Origin of the sequence: Rickettsia sp. Tenjiku01 (assembly GCF_001653015.1) — a bacterium.
In the GTDB taxonomy this organism is placed as follows: Bacteria; Pseudomonadota; Alphaproteobacteria; order Rickettsiales; family Rickettsiaceae; genus Rickettsia; species Rickettsia rickettsii.
This window is the reverse complement of record NZ_BCMR01000001.1, coordinates 19451-43467: the sequence shown is the minus strand read 5'-3', so window position 1 is coordinate 43467 and position 24017 is coordinate 19451. Positions and strand designations below refer to the sequence as shown.

Below are 24017 nucleotides of genomic sequence, written 5' to 3'. Positions count from 1 at the left end.
TGATTGTACATTAAAATAAAAGTATGAACTACTAATGCAAAATATTGATTTAATATCTGAAGAGGAAGCACAAAAATTACTAGAAGAACTCGCTGATAAAATTGCAGCGTATAACCATGCTTATTATATAGAAGATAATCCTTTAGTTTCTGATAGCGAGTATGACCAGCTATTTAATACCAATCTCAAGTTAGAACAAAAATTTCCTCATTTAATTTTAGAAAATAGTCCTAGCAAAAAAGTAGGGGCTAAAATAGCAAATAAATTTGCTAAAGTTACGCATCAAGTGCCCATGCTATCGCTCAGTAATGCTTTTGATGAGCAAGATGTGAGAGATTTTGTAGACCGTATAAAAATTTTCTTACGCCTTAATGAGTTTGCTCCTATCTTTTGTGAACCTAAAATAGACGGTTTGTCTTTTTCTGCTGTTTATAAACACGGGGTGCTTACAACGGGAGCTACAAGAGGTGACGGATATGTCGGTGAAGATATAACAGCAAATATTAAAACAATCAAAAATTTTCCTCATAAAATAGATAATGTTCCGGAGTTTTTAGAAGTACGAGGGGAAATTTATATTGAAAAACAAGATTTTTTAAATCTAAATAAAGAACAAGAAGGGCAGGGCAAGGATAAATTTGCCAATCCTCGTAATGCTGCTGCCGGATCACTTCGTCAGCTTGATGCTTCTATTACGGCTAAAAGACCGCTCAAATATTTTGTATATTCAGGAGGGGTAACTGAACAGAATCTCGCTTCTTCACAAGATCAATTACTTACAAAATTAAAAGAATGCGGTTTTAACATTAATGAAATATCTAAACTTGCGAGTTCTGAAGAAGAAATTTGCGCCTTTTACGAATATCTCAAAACAAATAGAGAAAATTTACCTTATGAAATTGATGGAGTAGTATATAAGCTAAATGATTTTGCACTGCAAAATAGAATGGGCTTTATTGCACGAAGTCCACGCTTTGCTACCGCTCATAAATTTCCTGCAATAATAGGACAAACAAAGTTACTTTCTATTACTGTACAGGTCGGTAGAACTGGTACGTTAACGCCGGTAGCCGAACTTGAACCCATAGAAATAGGCGGGGTAACTGTTAGTAGAGCAACATTACATAATTTCCAAGAAATTGCACGAAAAGATTTGCGGATTAAGGATTATGTATTCCTGCAACGTGCTGGTGACGTTATTCCTAAAATCATGGGAGTTGATTTTGATAAACGTCCTAATGATACAGCAACGTTTGATACTCCTTTATTTTGTCTGTCATGCAATTCTAAATTGCATTATACGCCTGAAGATATTATTATACGCTGTGATAATGGCCTTAACTGCCCTGCTCAGAATTATGAGCGTATCTGTCATTTTGTATCGAAAAATGCTATGGATATTGAGGGGCTTGGGCGTAAGCAAGTTGAGTTTTTAATAGATAAGGGATTGATTAGTAATCCTTTAGATATTTTCTTTTTAAAAGAAAAAAATGACTCTAGCTTAGCAAAACTTGAAAATATGGATGGATGGGGTAAAAAATCAGTAGAAAATCTTTTTAAAAATATAGAAAAATCAAAAAACGTTAGTTTGCCAAGATTTATATATGCATTAGGCATAAGGCATATCGGTGAACAAAATGCTAAATTACTTGCTAGAGAATTTGGCAGCTATAATAATTTTATAGCTCAAATGGAATTGCTTAGAATAAATGAGCCTGATATTTATCAAAAACTAAACAATTTAGAAGGAATCGGTGATAAGATTTTAGTAGATATTATTGATTTTTTTGATGTTAAAGAAAATATTGAGCTTATCAAAAAACTTGGTGAAATATTAAATATTGAAGATTATAAAGAGACTAGAGAACAGAGTAGTTTAACGGACAAGATAGTCGTATTTACTGGTAGTTTACCGACGATATCTAGAGCAGAAGCTAAAGCAACGGCTGAGAAGCTTGGGGCTAAAGTTGCAGTTGGCGTATCATCGAACACGGATTTAGTTGTAGCCGGCGTTGATGCAGGCAGTAAACTTAAAAAAGCTAAAGAGCTTAATATTAAAATTATTGATGAAGCAGAATGGCTTACGCTTATAAAAAATGTTTAAGGCAAGGCATTGCTAACTAAATGATAGTAAATAAAAAACTCGATGTCATTTCCGCGAAAGCGGGAATGACATCGGAAAGCTAAACTACAATATAAAACAACTTTTTCTAGGCAATGCTAAACTTTTTGACAAAGATAGAACAGTTATTACAAAACATATTAATAAAATTCTAAAAGAAAGAAAACTAGACAATATAGTATGTGCAAATTTTGCACATACTGCCGCTGATGGTAAAACATACCAAGTAGAATACTATAATTTAGATATGATAATATCAGTAGGATATAGGGTAAATTCTAAGAGAGGGATCGCTTTCAGAAAATGGGCTACTAACTTACTTAAAGAATGTCTAATTAAAGGCTATAGTATTAATCTACACTGCTTTTACGCAAGATTGTACAGTAAATTATACTATGATATAATATATAATTACTGTAGCTAAATTAGATGAGATGTCTAAATCTACTAATACGAGAAGCCATTAAAAATTATTTACGTGAACTAAAAGAAGATAGAGAAGATGCAGAAACTGCTTTAGCAAGAAGCAATAATAAGAGTGATAAATTACTTACTTCAGCAGAAGCAACGGAATTCTTAAAAAAGAAATATGGTTTATAAAGTATATGCTCTATGTCATTCCCGCTTTCGCGGGAATGACATAGAGCCATGCGCGCGAGTTGGTCATAGAAGTGAAATTTATGATTAATTTAAAATGAACTATCGTCATATTTATCATGCAGGCAATTTTGCCGATATAGTCAAACATTTAGTCCTAATTAGTATTTTAGAACAGCTCAAGAAAAAAGAAAAACCTTTTGCGGTTTTAGATGCTTTTGCTGGGCTAGGTCTTTACGATTTAAACTCGGAGGCGGCTTCTAAAACTCTAGAAAGCGATACGGGAATTAATAAATTACTGCAAGCTACCGATCCTATTCCTCAGTTCTTACAAACTTTTTTAAATATAATAAATATAGCAGGCAAAAGTCACTACCCAGGTTCACCTTTTATAATTAAGCAATTATTAAGACCAAATGATCGCTTAATTGCCTGCGAACTTCATCCAAGCGATTATTTAAGTTTAAAAAAATTATTACCAAATGATACGCATAATATAGATGCTTATAATGCTATCAAAGCTTTGCTACCATTTAAAGAGAATAGAGGATTAATTTTTCTTGATCCGCCTTTTGAAGTAAAAAATGAGTTTCAAAAATTACTTGAAGCACTTAAAAAAATTAAGCTACGAGTTCTTAATAATACTGTCTTAATTTGGTATCCTATAAAAGATTTATCTTTAGTCCGTGATTTTTACCATAATTACAAAAATATCGGATTTAAAGAAACTATGATTATTGAATATGAGCTTTTAAATAGTGATAAAAATATGGTAAACTGTGGGTTAATGTTAATTAACCCACCAAATATTAGAGGCGAATTAGAGAAATTAACAGAATATTTAAGTGGCACTCTTAATTTGAAATTTACATACATTTATCTTTAATGTCTTTTAAAAAATATATCTTTTTACTGTTTATAGTTTTTCTTGTTCAAGGTTGTAGCAGTATTAAAAAATCTAGTGATACTACGTTACTTGCTACTACTTCATCTCAATTAAAACAAAAATATAAAATCAGCCATGCGGATTTAGTAGTACAGTATGATTTAACAAACAAAAATAGCAAATGTATATATGCAAAAAACTTAGGTCTAATAATTAATAACCCTAAACAAAATAAGATTTTTTTACACAAATTACATAATAAAAACCCGGCAGAATTTAATAAAGCAGCCGAAATAAAAATAGCTAATATAAAGGCAGTTGTAACAAAACTACATTCAAAATATAAGTTTCTCTCTAAACCGGAAGCTAGCTATTTTGCAAAAAAACAAACTCATAGGAATAATATCTCAGAATTAACCAAGCTTGATAAAATAATTAGTACAATACCACTTATGATGCCGGAATATGAGCCGAAAATTACTAGCCATTACGGCACTAGGACAAGTCCTCATAAAAAGAAAAGAAAAAAGAAATGTTTCCATAGCGGTATTGATTTACAAGCTAAAAAAGCAGCACCGATATATGCAGCAGCAAGCGGAATTGTTATAAAAGCCGCTAGATCACCTGATTACGGGAATTTTGTTGAAATTAAACATGGACGCAAATTTGTTACGAAATATGCTCATTTAAAAGAAATGTCAGTCAAGGAAGGAAATAAAATTAAGCGTGGTCAATTTATCGGTATACAAGGAAGCACTGGTAATGCAACGGGTGAACATTTGCATTTTGAAATTCTGTTAGATAATAAAGCAATCAATCCGTTTGACTTTATTTTTAACTACCATAAATGTTAAACTATGATCAAACTTTTATATCCTGAATTTTGGCAGAAGCGAAATATTATAGCTTATTTGCTTTTGCCTATAAGCTTGATATATCAATTTTTAGGCTATTTACGAGCTAGTTTAGCACGTCCTATTATGTTGCCTGCTAAAGTTATTTGTGTCGGTAATTGTAGCGTAGGAGGTACGGGTAAGACGCAGATAGTAATGTATCTAGCCAAATTACTAAAAGCTAGAAATGTAAGTTTTGTAATAGTAACTAAGGCTTATGGTAGTAACCTTAAAAGTGCAACTACCATACATCAAGGACATACAGCATTAGAGGTAGGAGATGAGGGGGTAATACTTGCAAAGTACGGAGCAGTTATTGCTACTAAAAATATTAAAGAGATTGTGCCGTTAATTAACGAGCTTAAACCTGATATAATAATAGTTGATGATTTCCTACAAAATCCTTATTTTCATAAAGACTTTACTATAGTCGCAGTAGATAGCCAAAGGCTTTTCGGCAACGGTTTTCTAATTCCTGCCGGTCCTTTAAGACAATATCCAAATAAAGCCCTTGATGCAGCTGATTTAATTTTTTTAGTCAGTAGCCACCAAGATAAAATACCGAATATTTTAACTCCTTATGTCAATAAGTTAATAAATGCTCAAATAGTGCCTTCCAATAATATAGATAAAACTAAAAATTATTTTGCTTTTAGCGGTATCGGTAATCCTGAGCGTTTCTTTGCGACTTTAAAAAATTACGGATTAAATATAACCGGTTACAAAATTTTTCCTGATCATTATAATTATTTACAAGCAGATTTAGAAAATTTATATTCATTAGCTAAAGAGCATAATGCTACCTTAGTTACTACAAGAAAAGATCATGTTAAGTTTAATGATTTAAATAATAATATTGTCTGTCTAGATGTAGAATTATCTATAAACCATCCTGATTTATTAAATGAAAAAATTTTTAAAAAAGCTTAGATATTTAATTGAGTATTTTATCGTTGTTATATTCCTGAAAGTAATAGGAATATTCGGTGTAGATAAAGCGGCGGATATTTGTAGTTTTATAGCAAGAAAAGTTGGTATATTATTTGCTGTTAATAAAATTGCTAGACGAAATATTAAAGTAGTATTTGGCGATATGTGTGATGTTGCAAAAATCATAGATCAAACTTGGGATAATTTCGGTAGGTTTATCGGTGAATTTACATATGTTAGCAAGATGGATGAAGCCGAGTTAGAGCGTAGAATCGCAATAATCGGCATAGAAAATATTAAAAAACTTGAAGGACAACCTTTTTTATTATTTAGCGGTCACTTTGCCAATTGGGATATTAGTATTAAGATTCTTCATAAATTTTATCCGAAAGTTGCCGTAATTTATCGTAAAGCAAATAACCCGTATGTTAACAAGTTGGTTAATGAAAGTCGTGCCGGTGATAAATTAAGACTTATACCGAAAGGTCCTAAAGGTAGCAGAGCTTTAGTCAGGGCTATCAAGGAGAGTGAATCTATTGTTATGCTTGTTGATCAAAAAATGAACGATGGAATTGAAGTGCCTTTTTTAGGGCATCCTGCTATGACTGCAAGCGCCATCGCTAAAATTGCTTTGCAGTATAAATATCCAATTATACCTTGCCAAATCATTAGAACTAAAGGCAGTTATTTTAAAGTAATAGTTCACCCGCAATTAAAGTTTGAGCAAACCGGCGATAATAAAGCCGATTGCTATAATATTATGCTTAATATTAATCAAATGCTAGGAGAATGGGTTAAGCAAAATCCTTCTCAATGGTTTTGGTTTCACAATAGATGGAAGAAATGAAACGTCATTGCTTGCGAGCAGCCGTAGGCTGCGTGGCAATCTCGTCAAATATCCTGAGATTGCTTCGTCAATTGCTATGCAATTTCCTCGCAATGACACAAAAATGAGCCACGGTATGATATTTTAAGAAAGCATAGTCCGTAATTTCTCAAGTACTTCTTGAGCGTGATTTTTAGCATTTACCGACCGCCAAATATGCTTAACTATGCCTTCCTTATCAAGTAAAAACGTAGCTCTATCAATACCCATATATTTTTTACCGAACATTGATTTTTCTATCCATACCCCTAATTGTTCGCATAAATTTGAATTTGCATCAGAGGCTAAATCAAATCCTAAATTATATTTTTCTTTAAATTTATCATGAGAGTCAAGCTTATCTTTGGATACTCCGATAATTACCGTATTAAGTTTATCGAATTCCGGTTTTAGCTTGTTAAAATCTTGTGCTTCAATAGTACATCCAGGTGTATCGTCTTTCGGATAAAAATATAATATTACGAATTTTTCTTTTAAATCCGATAGTTTAATTACGTTATCTTGACCTATGTGTAAAGATAAATCAGGAACTTTTTTTCCTAGTTCTAATGTCATAACACCCTCAAATTTATTTGATACAATAACTATATATTCAATATGTACTTTTTAAAATTGCTTTTTATAATTATATTATTTATGATACCGGTATATAATATTTAAGTTTAATTTGTATTAACTATTTCCATAAAGAGGTTTTATAAGAACTATAAGTGAAGCACTTGAAGAATTACATTTAAATCTTAAGGACTCTGCTAAAATTATTACTGTCGATTTTAATAAAAAATGTCATGAAGTAGCAGATAAATTATCCGTCAAAATTAATGATTTAGAGGAATATGCTAAGGATAGTAAAGACCATTCTTTAGAAACTATAAAAGCGCAATATTAAAATTTAACGAGAGAGTTACAGGATTATCAGAAAATTAAAGATGATAAAGTGGAAGAATATAGACAAAAAAACTTGATGATTTAAGTAAGAAAGTTGAACATTATAATAATAAACATAAATAATTGGAGAATATAATGAAAAAATTTTTAATAACATTAGGTGCTACCGCTACTTTATTATTAACACCTAGTATTTTTGCAGATTTGCCTACCAAGGATGAAACAAAAGCAAATGAAGTGCAAACTGAAGAAGTAGCTACAAGCAGTACAAAAACAATTACCGAAAGCTTACAGGAATTAAAAGACAATTTAACAAACCTAGCACAAACGGGAACCGATAAATTTAATCAGACCTTAAGCAATACTTATGATCAGATAGCCCAAAGCGTTACAGAGATAAAAAAGAATGTGAAAGATCAGAAAGATAAAAAAGGTGAAGAACTGCAAAAATCTATAGATGCTGTAAAAGCAAAAATGGAAGATTATAAAAAAGCAGGCAGCAAGAAGCAAGAACAAATACGTCAGCACCTAGTGGATAAATTAGAAGAGCTAAATAAAAATATTAACGAATATAATAACGATAAAGAAAAAGTAAATTCGTAATTTTTTAACGTCATTGCGAGGAGATGCGTAGCATCGACGCGGCAATCTCATAAAGTAGGATCAACTCCTGAGATTGCTGCGTCGAAACTTATAGTTTCTCCTCGCAATGACTGTAGACAATATACCCTTAAAAACCGGTATTATTTATGACTATTACCAAAGCAAAAATTGCAGCTATGTTAAGCTCTAAATTGGGTTTTTCAAATAATTTATGCGAGGAAATAGTTCATACGGTTTTTTCTAATATTTTAGAAATAGCAAAAGAGCAAAAATTAACTTTAAAGAATTTTGGTAGCTTTGAGGTGAAACAAAAAAATCCACGTCCCGGAATAAATTTTCATACCAAAGCACCGGTAATTATAGAATCAAAAAAGAATTTACGTTTTGTCCCTTCTTCTAAATTAAAAGCTTTAATTAATGAATCTACTCGATGAATTTCGTTATAATTTGTTGGTTTGTTGCATGTCTCGGAAAATGCTTTTTATGTCATTCCCGCGAAAGCAGGAATCCAGTAAAACCTATAAAAAACTTGTTTTTTTAGGTTTATTTCGTCAATGATGTGTATCAATATTAAGGTTATTTTTGGGACTCCCGCCTACGCGGGAATGACATAAAACGAGCCATGCAACAAAATCTGTATTCGGAGTATATGACAAACAATAAGCTAACAAAAAAATATTATTCTGCTAGTGAAGTGATTAAGCATTTAAATATTGCTTTACATCAATTAAGATATCTAGAGACAAAAAGCCCTGATTTATCTAATTATAAAATAAATAATAGAAAATATTATACTGTTAATGATATTGATCTACTCCAAAAATCTTTAAATAAAGATATTACATCTCTTTCTACCGCTAGAATCGATATATTACTTACCAATTTCCATAATTTGTCTCTTCAAATAAAAAAATTCTTGCCGATTCCTCGATGACGTGCGTATAGTACTTGTCATATCACGTTTTAAAGAAAAGAAAGGAACATATTATGACAATAAGACACATGGTAAAGCCAGTAATTATAGGTATATCTGGTCCTGAATTAACCGATGCCGAAAGAGAATTATTTGAAGAGCATAATCCTTTAGGTGTAATTTTATTCCGTCGTAATATTAGAAAGAAAGATAACGGTGCGCAGGCTAAAGAAGTCCTTATTAAGCTTATTGCAGATATAAAAGAAGTATTAGGGGAAGATACTATCATCTCTATAGATCAAGAAGGCGGTAGGGTACAAAGGCTTATAGCACCGACTTTTTATGACGCTCCGGCTGCTCAAACTTTTACTGATCCCCAAGCATGTAAACAAAATTATAGTGATATTGCGAAAGAGCTGAGAGAAGTAGGCATTAATCTAGATTTTGCACCGGTAGCGGATTTGCTCTACGAAGGAGCAGACAAGATAGTCGGCGATAGAAGTTTCGGCGGGGAGCCGGAAGTAGTCGTGCCTTTATGTTTAGCTGCTATAGACGGATTACAAGAAGAGAAAGTCGGGGCTTGTATAAAACATATTCCGGGCCATGGTAGAGCTACGGTGGATAGCCATAAAAAATTACCGATTGTCGATGTTGATATAGAAGAGTTAGCAAAAACAGACTTTAAAGTATTTAAGGAGCTCGCGAAGCACGATAATATTAAACTTGCTATGACGGCACATATAATTTATAAAGCTCTTGATCCTGAGAATCCTGCTACCCTATCAAAAAAAGTGATAGACTATATTAAAAATAATATTGGCTTTAAAGGGCTTATTATTTCCGATGCAATAGATATGAAAGCTTTAAGCGGTAGTATGGCAGATATGACCAAAGAAGTTTTAGATGCAGGCGTAGATATAGTGCTTGAATGTACCGGAGAATTTAACAAAATGTCTGAAGTTCTATGTAGTGTTTCGGAAAGTTCTATAGATAAATTTTCTGACTTGTTTATTGTGTAATGCTATTATTCATTTAATGTCATACCGCAGCTCGACCGCGGTATCTTAGGACACAGTCTGTGATGTAAGATCCCGTGGTTATAAAGCCACGGGATGACAACGGAACTGCACAACGGCAGGTATTTAGCCGTAAAATGGCTATTAAGGAACTTATCCAATTAATCTAAGTTAAAATTAATTAAACAATTATATTGAAAAAATTTATTTTTACTATTAATCTGTTTTTTAATTTTTAGTTAAAGAATTAATTTTATAAATTACTTGAATAGTGTTATGAACAGTCTTGTGGATTTAAGTTCTAAAAGCTATAGGTAATATTTACTAAGAATAGAGACATAGAGAATTTTAGGTGGCAGGAGGGGATTTGATTTGTGATATTATTAATCTGCTTAAAGAAGATTTAAATAAAGCAGATATAGAAAATGAGATATATATGCGTCTTAAAGACCCTTATTCTGTTTTAAAAAAGATGAAAAGGAAAGAAGTGCCGATTGATGCATTGAAAGACTTAATTGCATGTAGGATTATAGTTAAATCTAAAGCTCTATGCTATAATGCTTTGGACGTAGTTAAGAGTTCTCCGCATTTAGATTGGTTATACACCAAAGATTATATCAATAGACCAAAAAGTAACGGCTATCAGTCCCTTCATAATATAATGCAGCTTTTACACTCTAAACGTAATTTTGAAATACAGATAAGAAGTGAAAATATGCATAAAGATGCCGAGCTTGGTAGAGCAGCTCATTTAAATTATAAAGCAGAACAAGACCGTCATTTGAAAAAAGTTTTTGACGTTACTAATGACACGATACTTTCTAAAGCACGTCAAATGGTGAAACAATTTGAAGGATTAGAAGAGCAAATTGTAGAATATGAAAAAGAAATTATGCGTATTTGGCATACTAAATACGATGAAATGCTAAAGTGGGCAAATACTGCTGAAGTGCTAATATTTAACAAAGATTAGGGGGATAATTAGTTCGTCATCCCGTGACTTGACCACGGGATCCAGTGCCTGGTGTCATACTGCGAGCTTGTAGCGGTATCCATCTAAAAAAATCAAAAATGTATACTTATTAAGTTATTTTTTTGGCTCCGCGGTCAAGCCACGGGATGACACTGATAAGGCATAACGTCAATGTGGTAAAAATATAACATTTATTAAAACTTTATAAAAAAACTATAGCGATGCTTGTAATTATATACAATATATAGTATGCTACAGCTTGTAGTTTAGAAACTATTGAAACAAAATAATAGGTTATTTCCTTATTAAATGTGGGATATCTTGACTCACGTTTGATAAGTTTGTTTTAATACTAGGTACTAAATATTTAACTTAAATATAGGACAAAAATTATGGCTCAAAAACCAAATTTTCTAAAAAAATTAATTTCCGCAGGGTTGGTAACTGCTTCTACAGCTACCATAGTAGCCAGCTTTGCAGGTTCAGCTATGGGTGCTGCTATGCAGCAGAATAGAACAACAAACGGAGTTGCTACAACTGTTGATGGTGCGGGATTTGACCAAGCTGTCGGTCCTGCAAATGCTGCAGTTGCTCTAAATGCAGTTATTACTGCTAATGCTAATAATGGTATTGAGTTCAATACTCCAGCCGGTAGTTTTAACGGTTTGTTTTTAGATACTGCAAACGCTTTAGCAGTGACAGTGAGTGAAGATACTACCTTAGGGTTCATCACTAATACTGCTAATAATGGTCAGTTCTTTAACCTTACGCTTAATGCCGGTAAAACTCTTACTATAACAGGTCAAGGTATTACTAATGCACAAGCTGCTGCTACACAAAATGCTAAAAATATTGTTACAGTAGTTAATAATGGTGCTGCTATTAACAATAATGATCTTAAAGGTGTAGGAAGAATAGACTTCGGTGCTGCGGCTTCTGTAGAATTTAATTTAGCACATCCTACAACTCAAGAAGCTCCTCTTATACTTGGAGCTAATGCTGTAATAGTTAATGGTGTTAACGGTACATTAAATGTTACTAATGGATTTATTCAAGTTTCAGATAACAGTTTTGCTACTGTTAAGGCAATTAATATCGGTGACGGTCAAGGTATCATATTCAATACTAATGCTAATAATGCTAATGCTTTAAATTTACAAGCAGGTGGTACTACTATTAATTTTAATGGAACAGACGGTACGGGTAGGTTAGTATTATTAAGTAAGAATGCTGCTGCTACCGACTTTAACGTTACAGGAAGTTTAGGCGGTAATCTAAAAGGTATTATCGAATTTAACACTGTTACAGTCAACGGTCAACTTATAGCTAATGCAGGTGGTCCTGCTAATGCAGTAATAGGTACTAATAATGGCGCAGGTAGAGCTGCAGGATTTGTTGTTAGCGTAGATAATGGTAAGGTAGCAACAATCGATGGACAAGTTTATGCTAAAGACATGGTTATACAAAGTGCTAATGCAATAGGACAGGTAAATTTTAGACAGATAGTTGACGTTGGTGCAGACGGTACTACTGCCTTTAAAACAGCAGCTTCTAAAGTTGCAATAACCCAAAACTCAAACTTTGGTACTACTGATTTCGGTAATGTTGCAGCACAGATTACAGTGCCTGATACTATAACCCTTACCGGTAATTTTACAGGTGATGCTCGCAATCCCGGTAACACTGCAGGTGTGATAACTTTTGATGCTAACGGTGCTTTAGCAAGTGCTAGTGCAGATGCAAATGTTGCGGTGACAAATAATATTACAGCAATTGAAGCATCAGGTGCTGGAGTTGTCCAATTATCAGGAACACATGCTGCCGAGTTACGTTTAGGAAATGCCGGTTCTATCTTTAAACTTGCTGACGGTACAGTTATAAACGGTAAAGTTAACCAAACTGCTCTTGTCGGCGGTGCTCTTGCAGGCGGTACTATTACCTTAGACGGTAGTGCTACAATTACCGGTGATATAGGGAACGCTGGCGGTGCTGCTGCGTTACAAGCAATTACTTTAGCTAACGATGCTACAAAAACATTAACACTTGGTGGAGCAAATATTATCGGTGCTAATGGTGGAACGATTGATTTCCAAGCTAACGGTGGTACTATTAAATTAACAAGCACTCAAAATAATATTGTAGTTGATTTTGATTTAGCTATAACTACTGATCAAACAGGCGTTGTTGATGCGAGTAGCCTAACAAATGCTCAAGCTTTAACTATTAAAGGTAAAATCGGTACTATTGGAGTTAATAATAAAACTCTTGGACAATTTAATATTGGCTCAAGTAAAACAGCTTTAAGTAACGGTGATGTTGCTATTAACGAGTTAGTTATTGGAAATAACGGTGCAGTACAATTCGCGCATAATACTTATTTAATAACAAGCACTACAAATGCTGCCGGTCAAGGTAAAATAATATTTAATCCTGTTGTAAATAATAATACAACTCTTGCAGCCGGTACAAATTTAGGTAGTGCTACAAATCCACTTGCAGAAATTAATTTTGGATCTAAAGGGCTTAATGTTGATACTGTATTAAATGTTGGTGCAGGTGTAAATTTATATGCTACTAATATTACTACTACCGATGCTAACGTAGGTTCTTTCGTCTTTAATGCCGGTGGAACAAATATAGTAAGCGGTACAGTCGGTGGACAGCAAGGTAATAAGTTTAATACTGTAGCATTAGGTAACGGTACTACTGTTAAGTTCTTAGGTAATGCAACATTTAACGGTAACACTACAATTGTAGCTAATTCTACCTTACAAGTCAGTGGTAACTATACTGCAGACTTTGTTGCATCTGCCGATGGTACCGGTATAGTAGAATTCGTTAACAGCGATCCTATTACCGTAACATTAAACAAACAAGTTGCACCTGTTGTTAATGCTTTAAAACAAATAACGGTTTCTGGTCCCGGTAACGTAGTGATTAATGAGATAGGTAATGCAGGTAATTATCATGGTGCCGTGACTGATACGATTGCTTTTGAAAATTCAAGTTTAGGTGCAGCTTTATTCTTACCTAGAGGTATTCCATTCAATGATGCAGGCAACAGAATTCCTTTAACAATTAAAAGTACCGTAGGTAATAAAACAGCTACAGGTTTTAATGTTCCTAGCGTGATTGTTTTAGGTGTTGATAGTGTCATCGCTGACGGTCAAGTAATCGGTGATCAAAATAATATCGTAGGTCTAGGTCTTGGAAGCGATAACGGCATAATCGTTAATGCTACTACATTATATGCAGGTATCGGTACTGTAAACAATAATCAAGGTACTGTCACACTTAGCGGTGGTATTCCTAATATCCCTGGTACAGTTTATGGCTTAGGCATAGGTATTGGCGCTCCACAGTTCAAGCAAGTAACGTTTACTACAGACTATAACAACTTAGGTAATATTATTGCAACTAACGTAACAATTAATGACGGTGTAACTGTTACTACAGGCGGTATAGCAGGAACAGATTTTGACGGTAAAATTACTCTTGGAAGTGTTAACGGTAACGGTAATGTAAGATTTGCTGACGGTATATTGTCTAATTCTACAAGTATGATTGGTACTACTAAAGCTAATAATGGTACTGTAACTTATTTAGGTAATGCATTCGTCGGTAATATAGGTGATTCAGATACTCCTGTAGCTTCTGTTAGATTTACAGGTAGTGATAGTGGTGCAGTATTACAAGGAAATATTTATTCACAAGTCATAGACTTTGGTACTTATCACTTAGGTATTTTAAATTCTAATGTAATTTTAGGCGGCGGTACTACTGCTATTAACGGTAAAATCGATCTTCTTACAAATACTTTAACATTTGCAAGTGGTACTTCAACATGGGGAAACAATACTTCTATTGAAACTACTTTAACATTAGCAAACGGTAATATAGGTCACATCGTTATCGTGGAAGGTGCGCAAGTTAATGCAACAACCACAGGAACTACAACCATTAACGTACAAGATAATGCCAATGCAAATTTCAGTGGTACACAAACTTATACTTTAATCCAAGGTGGTGCTAGATTTAATGGTACTTTAGGAGGTCCCAACTTTGCTGTAACCGGAAGTAATCGTTTCGTAAATTATAGTTTAATACGTGCTGCTAACCAAGATTATGTAATAACACGTACTAACAATGCAGAAAACGTAGTTACTAATGATATCGCAAATAGTCCGTTTGGAGGTGCACCGGGTGTAGGTCAGAACGTTACAACATTTGTAAATGCAACTAATACTGCAGCATATAATAATCTTCTTTTAGCTAAAAATAGTGCTGATGCTGCTAATTTTGTTGGAGCTATCGTTACCGATACAAGTGCGGCCATAACTAATGCACAATTAGATGTAGCTAAAGATATCCAAGCTCAACTTGGTAACAGATTAGGTGCTCTTAGATATTTAGGTACTCCTGAAACTGCTGTAATGGCTGGACCTGAAGCTGAAGCAATACCGGCTGCGGTTGCTGCAGGTGACGAGGCTGTTGATAATGTAGCTTACGGTATATGGGCAAAACCTTTCTATACTGATGCACACCAAAGTAAGCAAGGTGGTTTAGCTGGTTATAAAGCTAAAACCACCGGTGTCGTAATCGGTTTAGATACGCTAGCTAACGATAACTTAATGATTGGTGCTGCTATAGGTATCACTAAAACTGATATAAAACACCAAGATTATAAGAAAGGTGATAAAACCGACGTTAACGGTTTCTCATTCTCTCTATATGGTGCCCAGCAGCTTGTTAAGAACTTCTTTGCTCAAGGTAGTGCAATATTTAGCTTAAACCAAGTGAAGAACAAAAGTCAGCGTTACTTCTTCGATGCTAACGGTAATATGAGCAAGCAAATTGCTGCCGGTCATTACGATAACATGACATTCGGTGGTAACTTAACAGTCGGTTATGATTACAATGCAATGCAAGGTGTGTTAGTAACTCCAATGGTAGGACTTAGCTACTTAAAGTCTTCTGACGAAAACTACAAAGAAACCGGTGCAACAGTTGCAAACAAGCAAGTTAACAGCAAGTTTAGCGATAGAACCGATTTAATAGTAGGTGCTAAAGTAGCCGGCAGTACTATGAACATAACTGATCTTGCGGTATATCCGGAAGTTCACGCTTTTGTGGTTCACAAAGTAATCGGTAGATTATCTAAAACTCAGTCTGTATTAGACGGACAAGTTACTCCGTGTATCAGCCAGCCTGACAGAACCGCTAAAACATCTTATAATTTAGGTTTAAGTGCAAGCATAAGATCTGATGCTAAGATGGAGTACGGAATCGGTTACGATGCTCAGATTTCAAGTAAATATATTGCACATCAAGGTACTCTAAAAGTCCGTGTAAACTTCTAATCGCTCCCGATTAGCAAGTGTATAAGTTCCTCAAGAAAAAAGCCCTCTTTGAAAAAAGGGGGGCTTTGTTTGTTCTTTCTTTCCGCCTACATGCCTTGTTGCATGGCTCAAAACCTATTACATCCCCGCGTAGGCAGGGATCCAGAAAAAAGCAAGATAAATCGAGCTTTTAATTTTACGAACTTATTGTGTATAATCTTTAAATTACTGGAGTCCCGCTTTCGCGGGAAGGACATAAACGAGCCATACAACAACCCTCCGCCTATGCGTGAATGACATCACCTACTTTTCCACCCTGTGCAATACCTGCACTAACCTCAAATTTTATTGACTTCTAGTCGAAAAGATATAATTTTACAGCTAAGAATTTTATATTAATAAATATTATAAAATATATATTAGTGATTATTATGCTTCTAATAAGCGGAAGTATATTTGCTCAAAGTCAAATATCCAATTTAGTTGTACCGGTTAACTATTTTATAAATCATGTATCCCAATTGGAAAAACTAAAGGAAAATCTTAATAAATATAAGCAATCTAGTGTAGTAGGGGTAAGCGGTATGGGTAAAACGCAGCTTGCTAGAATGTACGCTTATGAAAATAAAGATAACTATAACATAATTTGGTTGATTGATTGTAATCTAAATATAGAGCCGCAATTACTCAAATTATCTAAAACTATTATACCGAGGTAAAATCACCGGTGATTTCAGAAGATATGGCAGTGATGAAGAAAGATTTAATGGTTTAGCTAGTAAGTAAAGATAAATGGTTATTGGTGTTTGATAATTTAAAAATAGGCGAGAATAAGAAAATAGAGGATTTTATTAATTGGGAGTATAACGGTAATATTATATTTTGTACCCAAGACGATGAATTATTATCTAACATAATCAAAGCAAACGCTTTCACTAAGCCGGAAGCTGCATTACTTGCAAAAAATATATTGGAAAATAAAAATCTGGAATTAATAAATTTGTTGACTCAAGCACTTGGAGGTTATCTGATGCTCATAGTTCAAGGAGCACAAATATTAAATCAAATACAAGGTTTAAACTTAGAGAAATACAAGAAAAAGATAAAAGCCTCTAAGGATAAAATTGAGCTAAATATAAAACTTGTTAGCAATGAATTAAAGCCTAGTGCCAAGAGATTACTAGATGGGATAGCATTGCTTAATAATCAAAGTGTTGCAAAAGAATTATTAAATTCTATTACTGAAGATAAGCATAGTCTAGATGATTATATTTATCAGTTTTCTAAATTTGCTTTGATCCCTAATATTGAACCTAATGAAGTTAATCCGATATTTGAAATGCATGATGTTATAGCTGAAAAAATATTACAAATAAATGGAGATAAAGGAAAGAATATCTTAAACGTAGTGTTACTAATCGTTTAAATTCTATACCTAAAAGTTTAGTAAAGGGGCGTATTTTTAGAAATGCTAAAACTATACCGGATTAATTACAAAAAATGCAGAAAAATACGATATATCGATATATAAAATTTTAGAGTTATAAATTTATTAATACAATATGCTAATTCTTCCGATTTATATAACTCAAAAAAATTAGTAAATTGGTGTGATAAAAACGATCAAAAAGGTACATTTAAATTATGGACAATGAATAATGAAGAAAAATTTGCTTATGCTACATATTTAGGACGCATAGGGGGTATTATAGAACTTGGTCAGATCCTAAAAAAGCAATTGAATAGATACGAAAGCTAAGCAGGTATTTGATAGAAGTGAAAGGGATATGATTCCATAAAATGTAATGTAGTTTTCGGTTCGGCTATATCCAATATCCAGCTAGGAAATCTAGAAGAAGCAGAAAAAAATATCCAAATGATGGAAGATATGTTCAATCAAAATCTAGTAGATCAAACTGACATAGCAACTATATATTATACAAAAGCTAAGTTATTTAATATCCAAGGTAAAAATTATGAAGCATTAAGAAGAATTGACGATACTATAAATGCTTGTATCGAAAACGGGATGAAACCTCAAGATTTATTTCTTACCGGTTCATATCTCATTAAATTAGATGTATTAAATAATCTTAAGAAACATCAGGAAGCTCTTTCTTTATTAGAATAAGTATATGATATGAATAAGTCTAGTAAAAAAGAGGAAAATCAAGTATTTGGACGAATTTTTACCCAAAAATCAAGAGCAAAACTAGGTTTAGGTGATGTTACCGAAGCTCTAGAATAAAAAAGCTAAAGCAATTTTTCTTAATGATCCAACTAGACCTAACAAAGAGATTATTATAGCACCGGATATAGATTTGGCAAAAACGTTTGTTGCTGAAGGGGATGCACTAGTATTACTTAATCAAAATGAGGAGGCGGTAGATACTTATGCTACTGCTGAAAATATATATTGGAATAATTATAAAGAAAATATGAAACATGTGTATGAAATAAGTAACATGTATTTTGCAGCCGCTAAAGCTAATTGTACTTTACCTAAGAAATTTTGGTATGAAAAATTCCGTAATAATCAGATAGAACAATTCGGCGCTGATCATCCGAATAGTATAAAAATTTTAAACCTTAAATGTGATGGTTCAAATTAGCTAGAATTTTTTCTGATTAGTGCAATAAAAAAACCGGACGCGGTAAGAATAATTCCAAGCCAAATAAAGCTTATCGTTGGCTTGTAATATATTTTAGCATGGATTATATCGCCGTCTATATTACTTAAAACTGCGTAAAGATCATATAATAAGTAAGAGTATATATCACTTTCTTGCGATAAACTCTTTTCAACTATATAAAGTCTATTTTCCGGCTTTAATATAGTTATATTACGGCTATTATCCTCAAGCCAAAATTCAGCGATTTGTCTATAATAATTTTTACCTTGAGCAAACTTAATATTTTGCAATGTTACTTTAAATTCGTTAAATGTTTTACTTGTTCCTACTCTGCCGGTAAAATCCATTTCACATTGTAATAATGTATTCATAGTAATACTAAAACTCATTAGTGCAAAACCAAAATGCCCAAGGATCATACTAGCGTTACTTGCTTTAAGTCTATTTCTACAATAATTAGTTTTAACCAAAAGATAATGAATATTATGAAGCATAAGAAATATAGATGCGATTATAGTTAAAATCGATATAACACTAAATGTTACTTTTAATGATATTAAATAAGTAATTATTAGAGATAATATTAGAATTATAATATGTTTTTTAATAGAGCTTCTGGTAGTAAATAATCCTATGGTACCAAGAATAGGGATAACGAATATAATAAAATTATTAACAAAAAATGTTTCACTAATAATAATAGATTTATCGTCGAATAAAGAGTAAATTGGCGGATAAAGTGTGGCAGCTATTAGCACAATAAGGCTAAGAAGGAGGAATGTATTACCGAGGAGTATGGAGTTTCCACAATTCGTCATTGCGAAGCCACGAAAGTGGCTGTGGCAATCTCGGTTAGTTTCCTGAGATTGCTTCGTCAATGCTAATGCATTTCCTCGCAATGATGTGGTAGTATACCACCCAATACTACCAATCCCCATAATCAAAAATATCCCAAGTAAGTATATTCCTCTCTCAGGTGAGAATGCAAAAGAGTGAATTGAGGTAATAAAACCGGAACGTACTAAAAAAGCACTAAATATTACTAATAAAAAAGTAATGATGGATAAAATTACTGTCCAGTTTTGCATACGTCTGGTTTTTGTTGTTACAATTATAGAATGATGGAGCATAATTCCGGATAACCAAGGAAATAGTGAAATATTTTCTACCGGATCAAAAAACCAAAATCCGCCCCAGCCGAGTTCTCTATATGCCCACCAAGAACCAAGGCTAATTCCTATGGTAGTAAATAAGATACCGATATTGGAAAATGTTTTGAGAAGTCTTATGTCATTAATGGATTCCCGCTTTCGCGGGAATAACATAAGTGGGTATGAGAATGACATAGAGGCACAAACAATAGTAAACGGTACTACATAGCTAACATAGCCTAAATAAAGCAGAGGAGGATGGATGCTCAAAGCAATATCTTGTAGCATCGGGTTTAAGCCTAACCCTTCTTTAGGAACGAAAGAAAACACGTTAAAAGGATTGGAGGTAAAGTAAATAAAGCTGCTAAAAAATAATTGTATGGCTGATAGAATAATAATAGATAAAAATTTAAGACGGTTATCTTCAAGTAAAAATATATAACAGCAACTAACGATTTGTAATAAACAAAACCATAATAACATTGAGCCTTCGTGGCTCGACCAACTACCGGCTATTTTATATATTAAAGGTTTTAAAGTACTGGAATTTAAGAAAACATTTTGTAGTGCAAAGTCAGAGATAATAAAAGCATAGACTAGGGTAAAAAAGGCAAGTATAGTACATGAGGCAGCTATGTAGAAAGGGCAAGTAATGAGGTAGTTGTCATTCCCGTGCAAGCGGCAATCCAGTCTATAAAATAGAGATTTTTTATGGATTCCCGCTTTCGCAGGAATGACATAAAAGACAAAAGACAAACCGATAACCGACAAGTACATCGTTGTTAGCAGTAAAAAATTACCGATTTCACTCACTGCTTATTGTTGCCTCGGTAGTAGGTAATACGGTAATTTTTACGCTATCAATCTTATTGGCAATTTTCTTTAAAATAATTACCTTTAAATTAAATATTTCAATTACTTCCCCTTGATTTGGAATTCTAGCAATTTTATGGATTATTAATCCTGCTATAGTGTTTGCATCTTCATCCGATAAATTCCAATCAAGTTCTCGGTTAATATCTCTAATAGTTGTAGTTCCTTTTATAATGAACTCGGTATTAGACTTCTTGATAATTTCATTATTAAGTCTATCATGTTCATCAGTAATAGGCCCTACGATTTCTTCTATAACATCTTCAAGAGTAATAATACCTAGTAGAGTACCATACTCATCTACAACACAAGCAAAATGATTATTACGTTCTCTAAATGCATGTAGCTGGTCTACTACAAGTGCATTCTCAGGGATAAACCAAGGTGGGGTTAGAAGTTTATTAATATTAACTTTTTTTGCATCATTATTATTTTCGTATAATGCTTTAAGCAAATCTTTTAGATTGAGAATTCCTATTATATTATCTCTATTATCTTGCCACAAAGGTATACGTGTATGAGCACCCGATAATAAAGTTTTAATTATCACTTCATGAGGTAGGTCGATATTAAGGGCTATAATACTACTTCTGTGAGTCATAATTTCCGATACCGTCATATTACGTATATCTAATATTCCGCCGAGCATATTACGATCAGATTTATAAACTCCGCCTTCTTGATGGTAATGCTCAATCACGCCTCTTACTTCTTCCGTGCCTGATATTTGAGGATTTAAATTAATACGAAATATGAAGCAAAATATTTTTGTAATGTAATCAAGAGCAATATTAATAGGTTTGAAAAGCTTTAAAAATATTACGATAGTTGAAGCCATTTTTAATGCTAATTGTTCAGGTTTAGCAACGGCTATTGCTTTCGGTACTACTTCGGCAAAAACAATAATTATAAAAGCCATAACGCCGGAAGCAACAATGGGTCCATTATCTCCAAGAAAGCTAATAAAGAGAGTAGTAGCAATAGTGGTACAAACAGTATTGATTAAACTATTACCTATTAATAAAGTTCCTATGACCTTTTCTTTTTTCTTAAGAACCTCTAAAATTGTTTTAGCACGCTTATTACCGGCGATTTTAAGCTTATGAATCTTCCCTGGGGAAGAAGCGGTAATAGCAGTTTCGGTAGCGGCAAATAAAGCAGATAAGGCGATCATTATTATAATAACGATCACAAGTATGGTAGTCATTCTTTGTTAAAATATAAATTAACTATAAATAATTATATTAGTAATTATAGATTTTGCCTAATGTTTTTTTGTTATCAACGACTCCTTTCAGTATCTTTTGTTTTTCGGCTGTTACTAAGATTGTGAAATTTATTATTTGTAGATGATGTCTTGCGTGATTCATGTCCAATCGCTATTGCTTGTTGCTGTATTAATAATGTATTAGCTTGAGCTTTCCTTAAATTTATACCTTGGTCTTTAGATTCTTCAGTAGTTAGAATTTTTTGCCCTTTAGAGAGTTTGATCGCACTATCGCATACGAAAACTCCGCAATCATATACATTTTCTTGTTGCTTGGTATTTAGGTCTGTTATTTTTGCATCGGAATAAATTTCGGTAATATATTCTGTTACTTTTGGTCGAGATTCCAATGGTTCACCATAGGGGTCATTATACATAAAGTTTATATTACCTTTATCATCTTTATTAGCCATTAAGAGTAACCAATGTTTATATCCTGTATTTAGTGGTATAATTGCAGGCTTATTATCTAGTATTAAATCCTCTACTGTAACACGCAGAGTATCTTTTAGTATTTCCGGCTCTTCTAAAGAGGCATGATGAAATATAGAGAACATATTCTTATCTATATTTGCTTCCAATATATTTTTTATATCATCTTCAGTGTATAAATAAGTAGGTTGTTTTATATTTCCTGTATTATAAACACCAACTTGATCTTCAGTATTTATAACCAGTGATGATTTTTTTTCAGGTATCTGCTGTTTTGGCTCTATCACTGGTGTGGCTAATTGTTGTTCTGCTTTTAGAGATTCCTTATACATTTCCTGTGGAATTCCTAATTTTTCCCATGGTTTTTGATTATTAGCGGGAGCTTGCTGTTGCGGTGGATTTATAGAAGATGCAACAGTGGTTAGTGGTTCTTCTGTTATTGTCGGCTTTGCTTCCGTAGTTGGAGTTGTTGATTCGTGAGTTTTAGGTTCTTCTTTTTTGCCGAATATTGCTTCTTTAAAACTAGTTATTATATCTTTAAAATAGTTAAAAATTCTTTTAAAAAAAACTTGCGGTTGTGGTTGGTTTGCTTTTGGAGGTTCATATGATATTGTTTGTTCTATTTGTATATCCTTAGGTCTATCATTCATAACTTTCTTTGTATTAATAAAATTAAAGTCAATAGGATTTACCTCAGTTTTACCTAAATCTTTTTGAAATTGCCTAGATATTTGTGATACATATTTTTTTAAGTTTTCAGCAGCATTATTTGCATCTTTTAAGATTTCATTAATTTCGAGTTTCAATCCATAAATTTGATCTTCAGAGGTAATACCGAACTTAGCAGTGATAAGATTTGTTGCTTCGTCTGCAGAAAGAGGCCAAGTTTCTATAATCACTCTACCGCCTTGATTTTTAGTGTTTTTTATTATTTTATCTAGCTTTTCTTTATCAGGTATTGTACCGGAAAGTAATTGATCAATTTTACGATCAGATACAAGATTGTTAAAAACAGATGTTACTAAACTTATATCCGTAATTGTAGTGGCTTTATCTTTTGGTACTATACCATCGGCTATAGATAAATTTTGATCTGCTTCATTTGTAAAAAAAACATGATCAACTTTTTTCATAATTTGCTTCCAATAAGCTTCTAGTTCAGAATTTTGGGGTAATGAATTATATTGATCAAAAGTAATAGTAGTTTTTATATTTAAATTTTGTAAATTAATTAAATCTTGTACCTTAAAAATGGGTTGTATATTATTGTTATTAAGTTGAATATTAAAAATCGGTGTTTTGCTCTTTTTGTGGGATTCTTGTAAGATCTCCGAAAAAATACGTTCTTTATCGGGTATATGTGATGCTTTATTAACTTCTAGCCGGATAATAGGCAGTTTATTTTGAGTTTCCTGCTTGTTTATTTTCTCTAATATCCGATCTTCATCTCCAAGTAAAAGAGTAAATATAATAGGATCAGCCATTACTAACCTTTATTAAAAGAATATTGGGTTCTGTGAAAATTTCTAATTGATTTGCTATTTTAAGATATTTTTTAGCAAAAAAGAGCCAAAATTAAATCTTCACAGAACCTACATATAATTATTAGAATTTT

20 protein-coding genes and 2 pseudogenes are annotated in these 24017 nt (G+C 32.9%); 18 read left to right on the top strand and 4 right to left on the bottom strand.

Features of this window, described 5'->3' with window-relative positions:
* The first annotated feature begins 34 nt into the window (after positions 1-34).
* From ligA to TENJIKU01_RS08075, 8 genes and pseudogenes are all read left to right on the top strand, one after another.
* Positions 35-2104 carry an NAD-dependent DNA ligase LigA gene (gene ligA, locus TENJIKU01_RS00215; RefSeq protein ID WP_064428751.1) on the top strand — a complete coding sequence of 690 codons (2070 nt, stop codon included), beginning with the start codon at positions 35-37 and terminating at the stop codon, positions 2102-2104.
* Between the two features lie 70 nt (positions 2105-2174).
* Positions 2175-2546 (top strand): RhuM family protein, encoded by a 372-nt coding sequence (rhuM, locus tag TENJIKU01_RS06800; protein ID WP_371440148.1) that lies wholly within the window; start codon positions 2175-2177, stop codon positions 2544-2546.
* A 5-nt stretch (positions 2547-2551) separates the two neighbouring features.
* Positions 2552-2722, top strand: coding sequence for a hypothetical protein (locus TENJIKU01_RS00210; protein ID WP_172794994.1), 171 nt, complete (start codon positions 2552-2554; stop codon positions 2720-2722).
* A 94-nt stretch (positions 2723-2816) separates the two neighbouring features.
* On the top strand, positions 2817-3605 hold the full coding sequence (locus TENJIKU01_RS00205; protein WP_064428750.1) for a 23S rRNA (adenine(2030)-N(6))-methyltransferase RlmJ: 789 nt from the start codon (positions 2817-2819) through the stop codon (positions 3603-3605).
* A complete protein-coding gene (locus tag TENJIKU01_RS00200) occupies positions 3605-4459 on the top strand; it encodes a M23 family metallopeptidase (RefSeq protein ID WP_064428749.1) in 855 nt (284 codons plus the stop codon). Before TENJIKU01_RS00205 ends, TENJIKU01_RS00200 begins: the two co-directional genes overlap by 1 nt.
* A gap of 3 nt (positions 4460-4462) precedes the next feature.
* Positions 4463-5428 (top strand): tetraacyldisaccharide 4'-kinase, encoded by a 966-nt coding sequence (gene lpxK / locus TENJIKU01_RS00195; protein ID WP_064428748.1) that lies wholly within the window; start codon positions 4463-4465, stop codon positions 5426-5428.
* The gene (locus TENJIKU01_RS00190; protein WP_064428747.1) at positions 5403-6275 is read left to right on the top strand and encodes a lipid A biosynthesis lauroyl acyltransferase; all 873 of its coding nucleotides are present in this window, start codon (positions 5403-5405) and stop codon (positions 6273-6275) included. Before lpxK ends, TENJIKU01_RS00190 begins: the two co-directional genes overlap by 26 nt.
* Positions 6263-6379: pseudogene (locus TENJIKU01_RS08075) on the top strand (NADH-quinone oxidoreductase subunit A); the annotation flags it as partial. The gene TENJIKU01_RS00190 and the pseudogene TENJIKU01_RS08075, both read left to right, overlap by 13 nt.
* A gap of 19 nt (positions 6380-6398) precedes the next feature.
* On the opposite strand, the gene bcp reads toward TENJIKU01_RS08075, so the two are convergent.
* Entirely contained in the window at positions 6399-6869 is a 471-nt protein-coding gene (gene bcp / locus TENJIKU01_RS00185) for a thioredoxin-dependent thiol peroxidase (RefSeq protein ID WP_064428746.1), read from the bottom strand.
* Between the two features lie 468 nt (positions 6870-7337).
* On the opposite strand from bcp, the gene TENJIKU01_RS00180 reads away from it, so the two are divergent.
* The 10 genes and pseudogenes from TENJIKU01_RS00180 to TENJIKU01_RS00140 all read left to right on the top strand — a co-directional run bounded on the left by TENJIKU01_RS00180 (position 7338) and on the right by TENJIKU01_RS00140 (position 18658).
* Positions 7338-7805, top strand: coding sequence for a hypothetical protein (locus tag TENJIKU01_RS00180; protein ID WP_064428745.1), 468 nt, complete (start codon positions 7338-7340; stop codon positions 7803-7805).
* 146 nt (positions 7806-7951) lie between these two features.
* Entirely contained in the window at positions 7952-8239 is a 288-nt protein-coding gene (locus tag TENJIKU01_RS00175) for an HU family DNA-binding protein (protein ID WP_064428744.1), read from the top strand.
* Positions 8240-8454: 215 nt separating this feature from the next.
* A pseudogene (locus TENJIKU01_RS00170) lies at positions 8455-8750 on the top strand (hypothetical protein).
* A gap of 42 nt (positions 8751-8792) precedes the next feature.
* Positions 8793-9737 carry a beta-N-acetylhexosaminidase gene (gene nagZ / locus TENJIKU01_RS00165; protein WP_064428742.1) on the top strand — a complete coding sequence of 315 codons (945 nt, stop codon included), beginning with the start codon at positions 8793-8795 and terminating at the stop codon, positions 9735-9737.
* A 364-nt stretch (positions 9738-10101) separates the two neighbouring features.
* Positions 10102-10707: a guanosine polyphosphate pyrophosphohydrolase gene (locus TENJIKU01_RS00160; RefSeq protein ID WP_064428778.1), complete on the top strand. Its 606-nt coding sequence runs from the start codon at positions 10102-10104 to the stop codon at positions 10705-10707.
* A 392-nt stretch (positions 10708-11099) separates the two neighbouring features.
* Entirely contained in the window at positions 11100-16067 is a 4968-nt protein-coding gene (gene ompB, locus TENJIKU01_RS00155) for an outer membrane protein OmpB (protein WP_064428741.1), read from the top strand.
* Between the two features lie 410 nt (positions 16068-16477).
* Positions 16478-16765, top strand: a complete 288-nt coding sequence (locus TENJIKU01_RS09230; RefSeq protein ID WP_227779749.1) for a hypothetical protein — start codon at positions 16478-16480, stop codon at positions 16763-16765.
* A gap of 83 nt (positions 16766-16848) precedes the next feature.
* Positions 16849-17472 carry a hypothetical protein gene (locus TENJIKU01_RS09225; protein WP_227779747.1) on the top strand — a complete coding sequence of 208 codons (624 nt, stop codon included), beginning with the start codon at positions 16849-16851 and terminating at the stop codon, positions 17470-17472.
* Positions 17473-17922: 450 nt separating this feature from the next.
* Positions 17923-18177: a hypothetical protein gene (locus tag TENJIKU01_RS00145; RefSeq protein WP_227779744.1), complete on the top strand. Its 255-nt coding sequence runs from the start codon at positions 17923-17925 to the stop codon at positions 18175-18177.
* 190 nt (positions 18178-18367) lie between these two features.
* A complete protein-coding gene (locus tag TENJIKU01_RS00140; protein ID WP_064428739.1) occupies positions 18368-18658 on the top strand; it encodes a hypothetical protein in 291 nt (96 codons plus the stop codon).
* On the opposite strand, the gene TENJIKU01_RS00135 is transcribed toward TENJIKU01_RS00140, so the two are convergent.
* The 3 genes from TENJIKU01_RS00135 to TENJIKU01_RS00125 form a co-directional block, all read right to left on the bottom strand.
* On the bottom strand, positions 18655-20643 hold the full coding sequence (locus tag TENJIKU01_RS00135; RefSeq protein ID WP_082894421.1) for a heme lyase CcmF/NrfE family subunit: 1989 nt from the start codon (positions 20641-20643) through the stop codon (positions 18655-18657). The genes TENJIKU01_RS00140 and TENJIKU01_RS00135 overlap by 4 nt on opposite strands.
* Positions 20636-21910, bottom strand: coding sequence for an HlyC/CorC family transporter (locus TENJIKU01_RS00130; RefSeq protein ID WP_064428737.1), 1275 nt, complete (start codon positions 21908-21910; stop codon positions 20636-20638). Before TENJIKU01_RS00130 ends, TENJIKU01_RS00135 begins: the two co-directional genes overlap by 8 nt.
* 74 nt (positions 21911-21984) lie before the next feature.
* Positions 21985-23886, bottom strand: coding sequence for a Ulp1 family isopeptidase (locus tag TENJIKU01_RS00125; RefSeq protein ID WP_064428736.1), 1902 nt, complete (start codon positions 23884-23886; stop codon positions 21985-21987).
* Positions 23887-24017: the final 131 nt, after the last annotated feature.

Bases quoted from the DNA above. Each gene is read 5' to 3' on its own strand.
- ligA (WP_064428751.1), top strand. From the start codon at position 35: ATGCAAAATATTGATTTAATATCTGAAGAGGAAGCACAAAAATTACTA.
- TENJIKU01_RS00210 (WP_172794994.1), top strand. From the start codon at position 2,552: ATGAGATGTCTAAATCTACTAATACGAGAAGCCATTAAAAATTATTTA.
- TENJIKU01_RS00205 (WP_064428750.1), top strand. From the start codon at position 2,817: ATGAACTATCGTCATATTTATCATGCAGGCAATTTTGCCGATATAGTC.
- TENJIKU01_RS00200 (WP_064428749.1), top strand. From the start codon at position 3,605: ATGTCTTTTAAAAAATATATCTTTTTACTGTTTATAGTTTTTCTTGTT.
- lpxK (WP_064428748.1), top strand. From the start codon at position 4,463: ATGATCAAACTTTTATATCCTGAATTTTGGCAGAAGCGAAATATTATA.
- TENJIKU01_RS00190 (WP_064428747.1), top strand. From the start codon at position 5,403: ATGAAAAAATTTTTAAAAAAGCTTAGATATTTAATTGAGTATTTTATC.
- bcp (WP_064428746.1), bottom strand. From the start codon at position 6,869: ATGACATTAGAACTAGGAAAAAAAGTTCCTGATTTATCTTTACACATA.
- TENJIKU01_RS00180 (WP_064428745.1), top strand. From the start codon at position 7,338: ATGAAAAAATTTTTAATAACATTAGGTGCTACCGCTACTTTATTATTA.
- TENJIKU01_RS00175 (WP_064428744.1), top strand. From the start codon at position 7,952: ATGACTATTACCAAAGCAAAAATTGCAGCTATGTTAAGCTCTAAATTG.
- nagZ (WP_064428742.1), top strand. From the start codon at position 8,793: ATGACAATAAGACACATGGTAAAGCCAGTAATTATAGGTATATCTGGT.
- ompB (WP_064428741.1), top strand. From the start codon at position 11,100: ATGGCTCAAAAACCAAATTTTCTAAAAAAATTAATTTCCGCAGGGTTG.
- TENJIKU01_RS09230 (WP_227779749.1), top strand. From the start codon at position 16,478: ATGCTTCTAATAAGCGGAAGTATATTTGCTCAAAGTCAAATATCCAAT.
- TENJIKU01_RS00145 (WP_227779744.1), top strand. From the start codon at position 17,923: ATGATGGAAGATATGTTCAATCAAAATCTAGTAGATCAAACTGACATA.
- TENJIKU01_RS00130 (WP_064428737.1), bottom strand. From the start codon at position 21,910: ATGACTACCATACTTGTGATCGTTATTATAATAATGATCGCCTTATCT.
- TENJIKU01_RS00125 (WP_064428736.1), bottom strand. From the start codon at position 23,886: ATGGCTGATCCTATTATATTTACTCTTTTACTTGGAGATGAAGATCGG.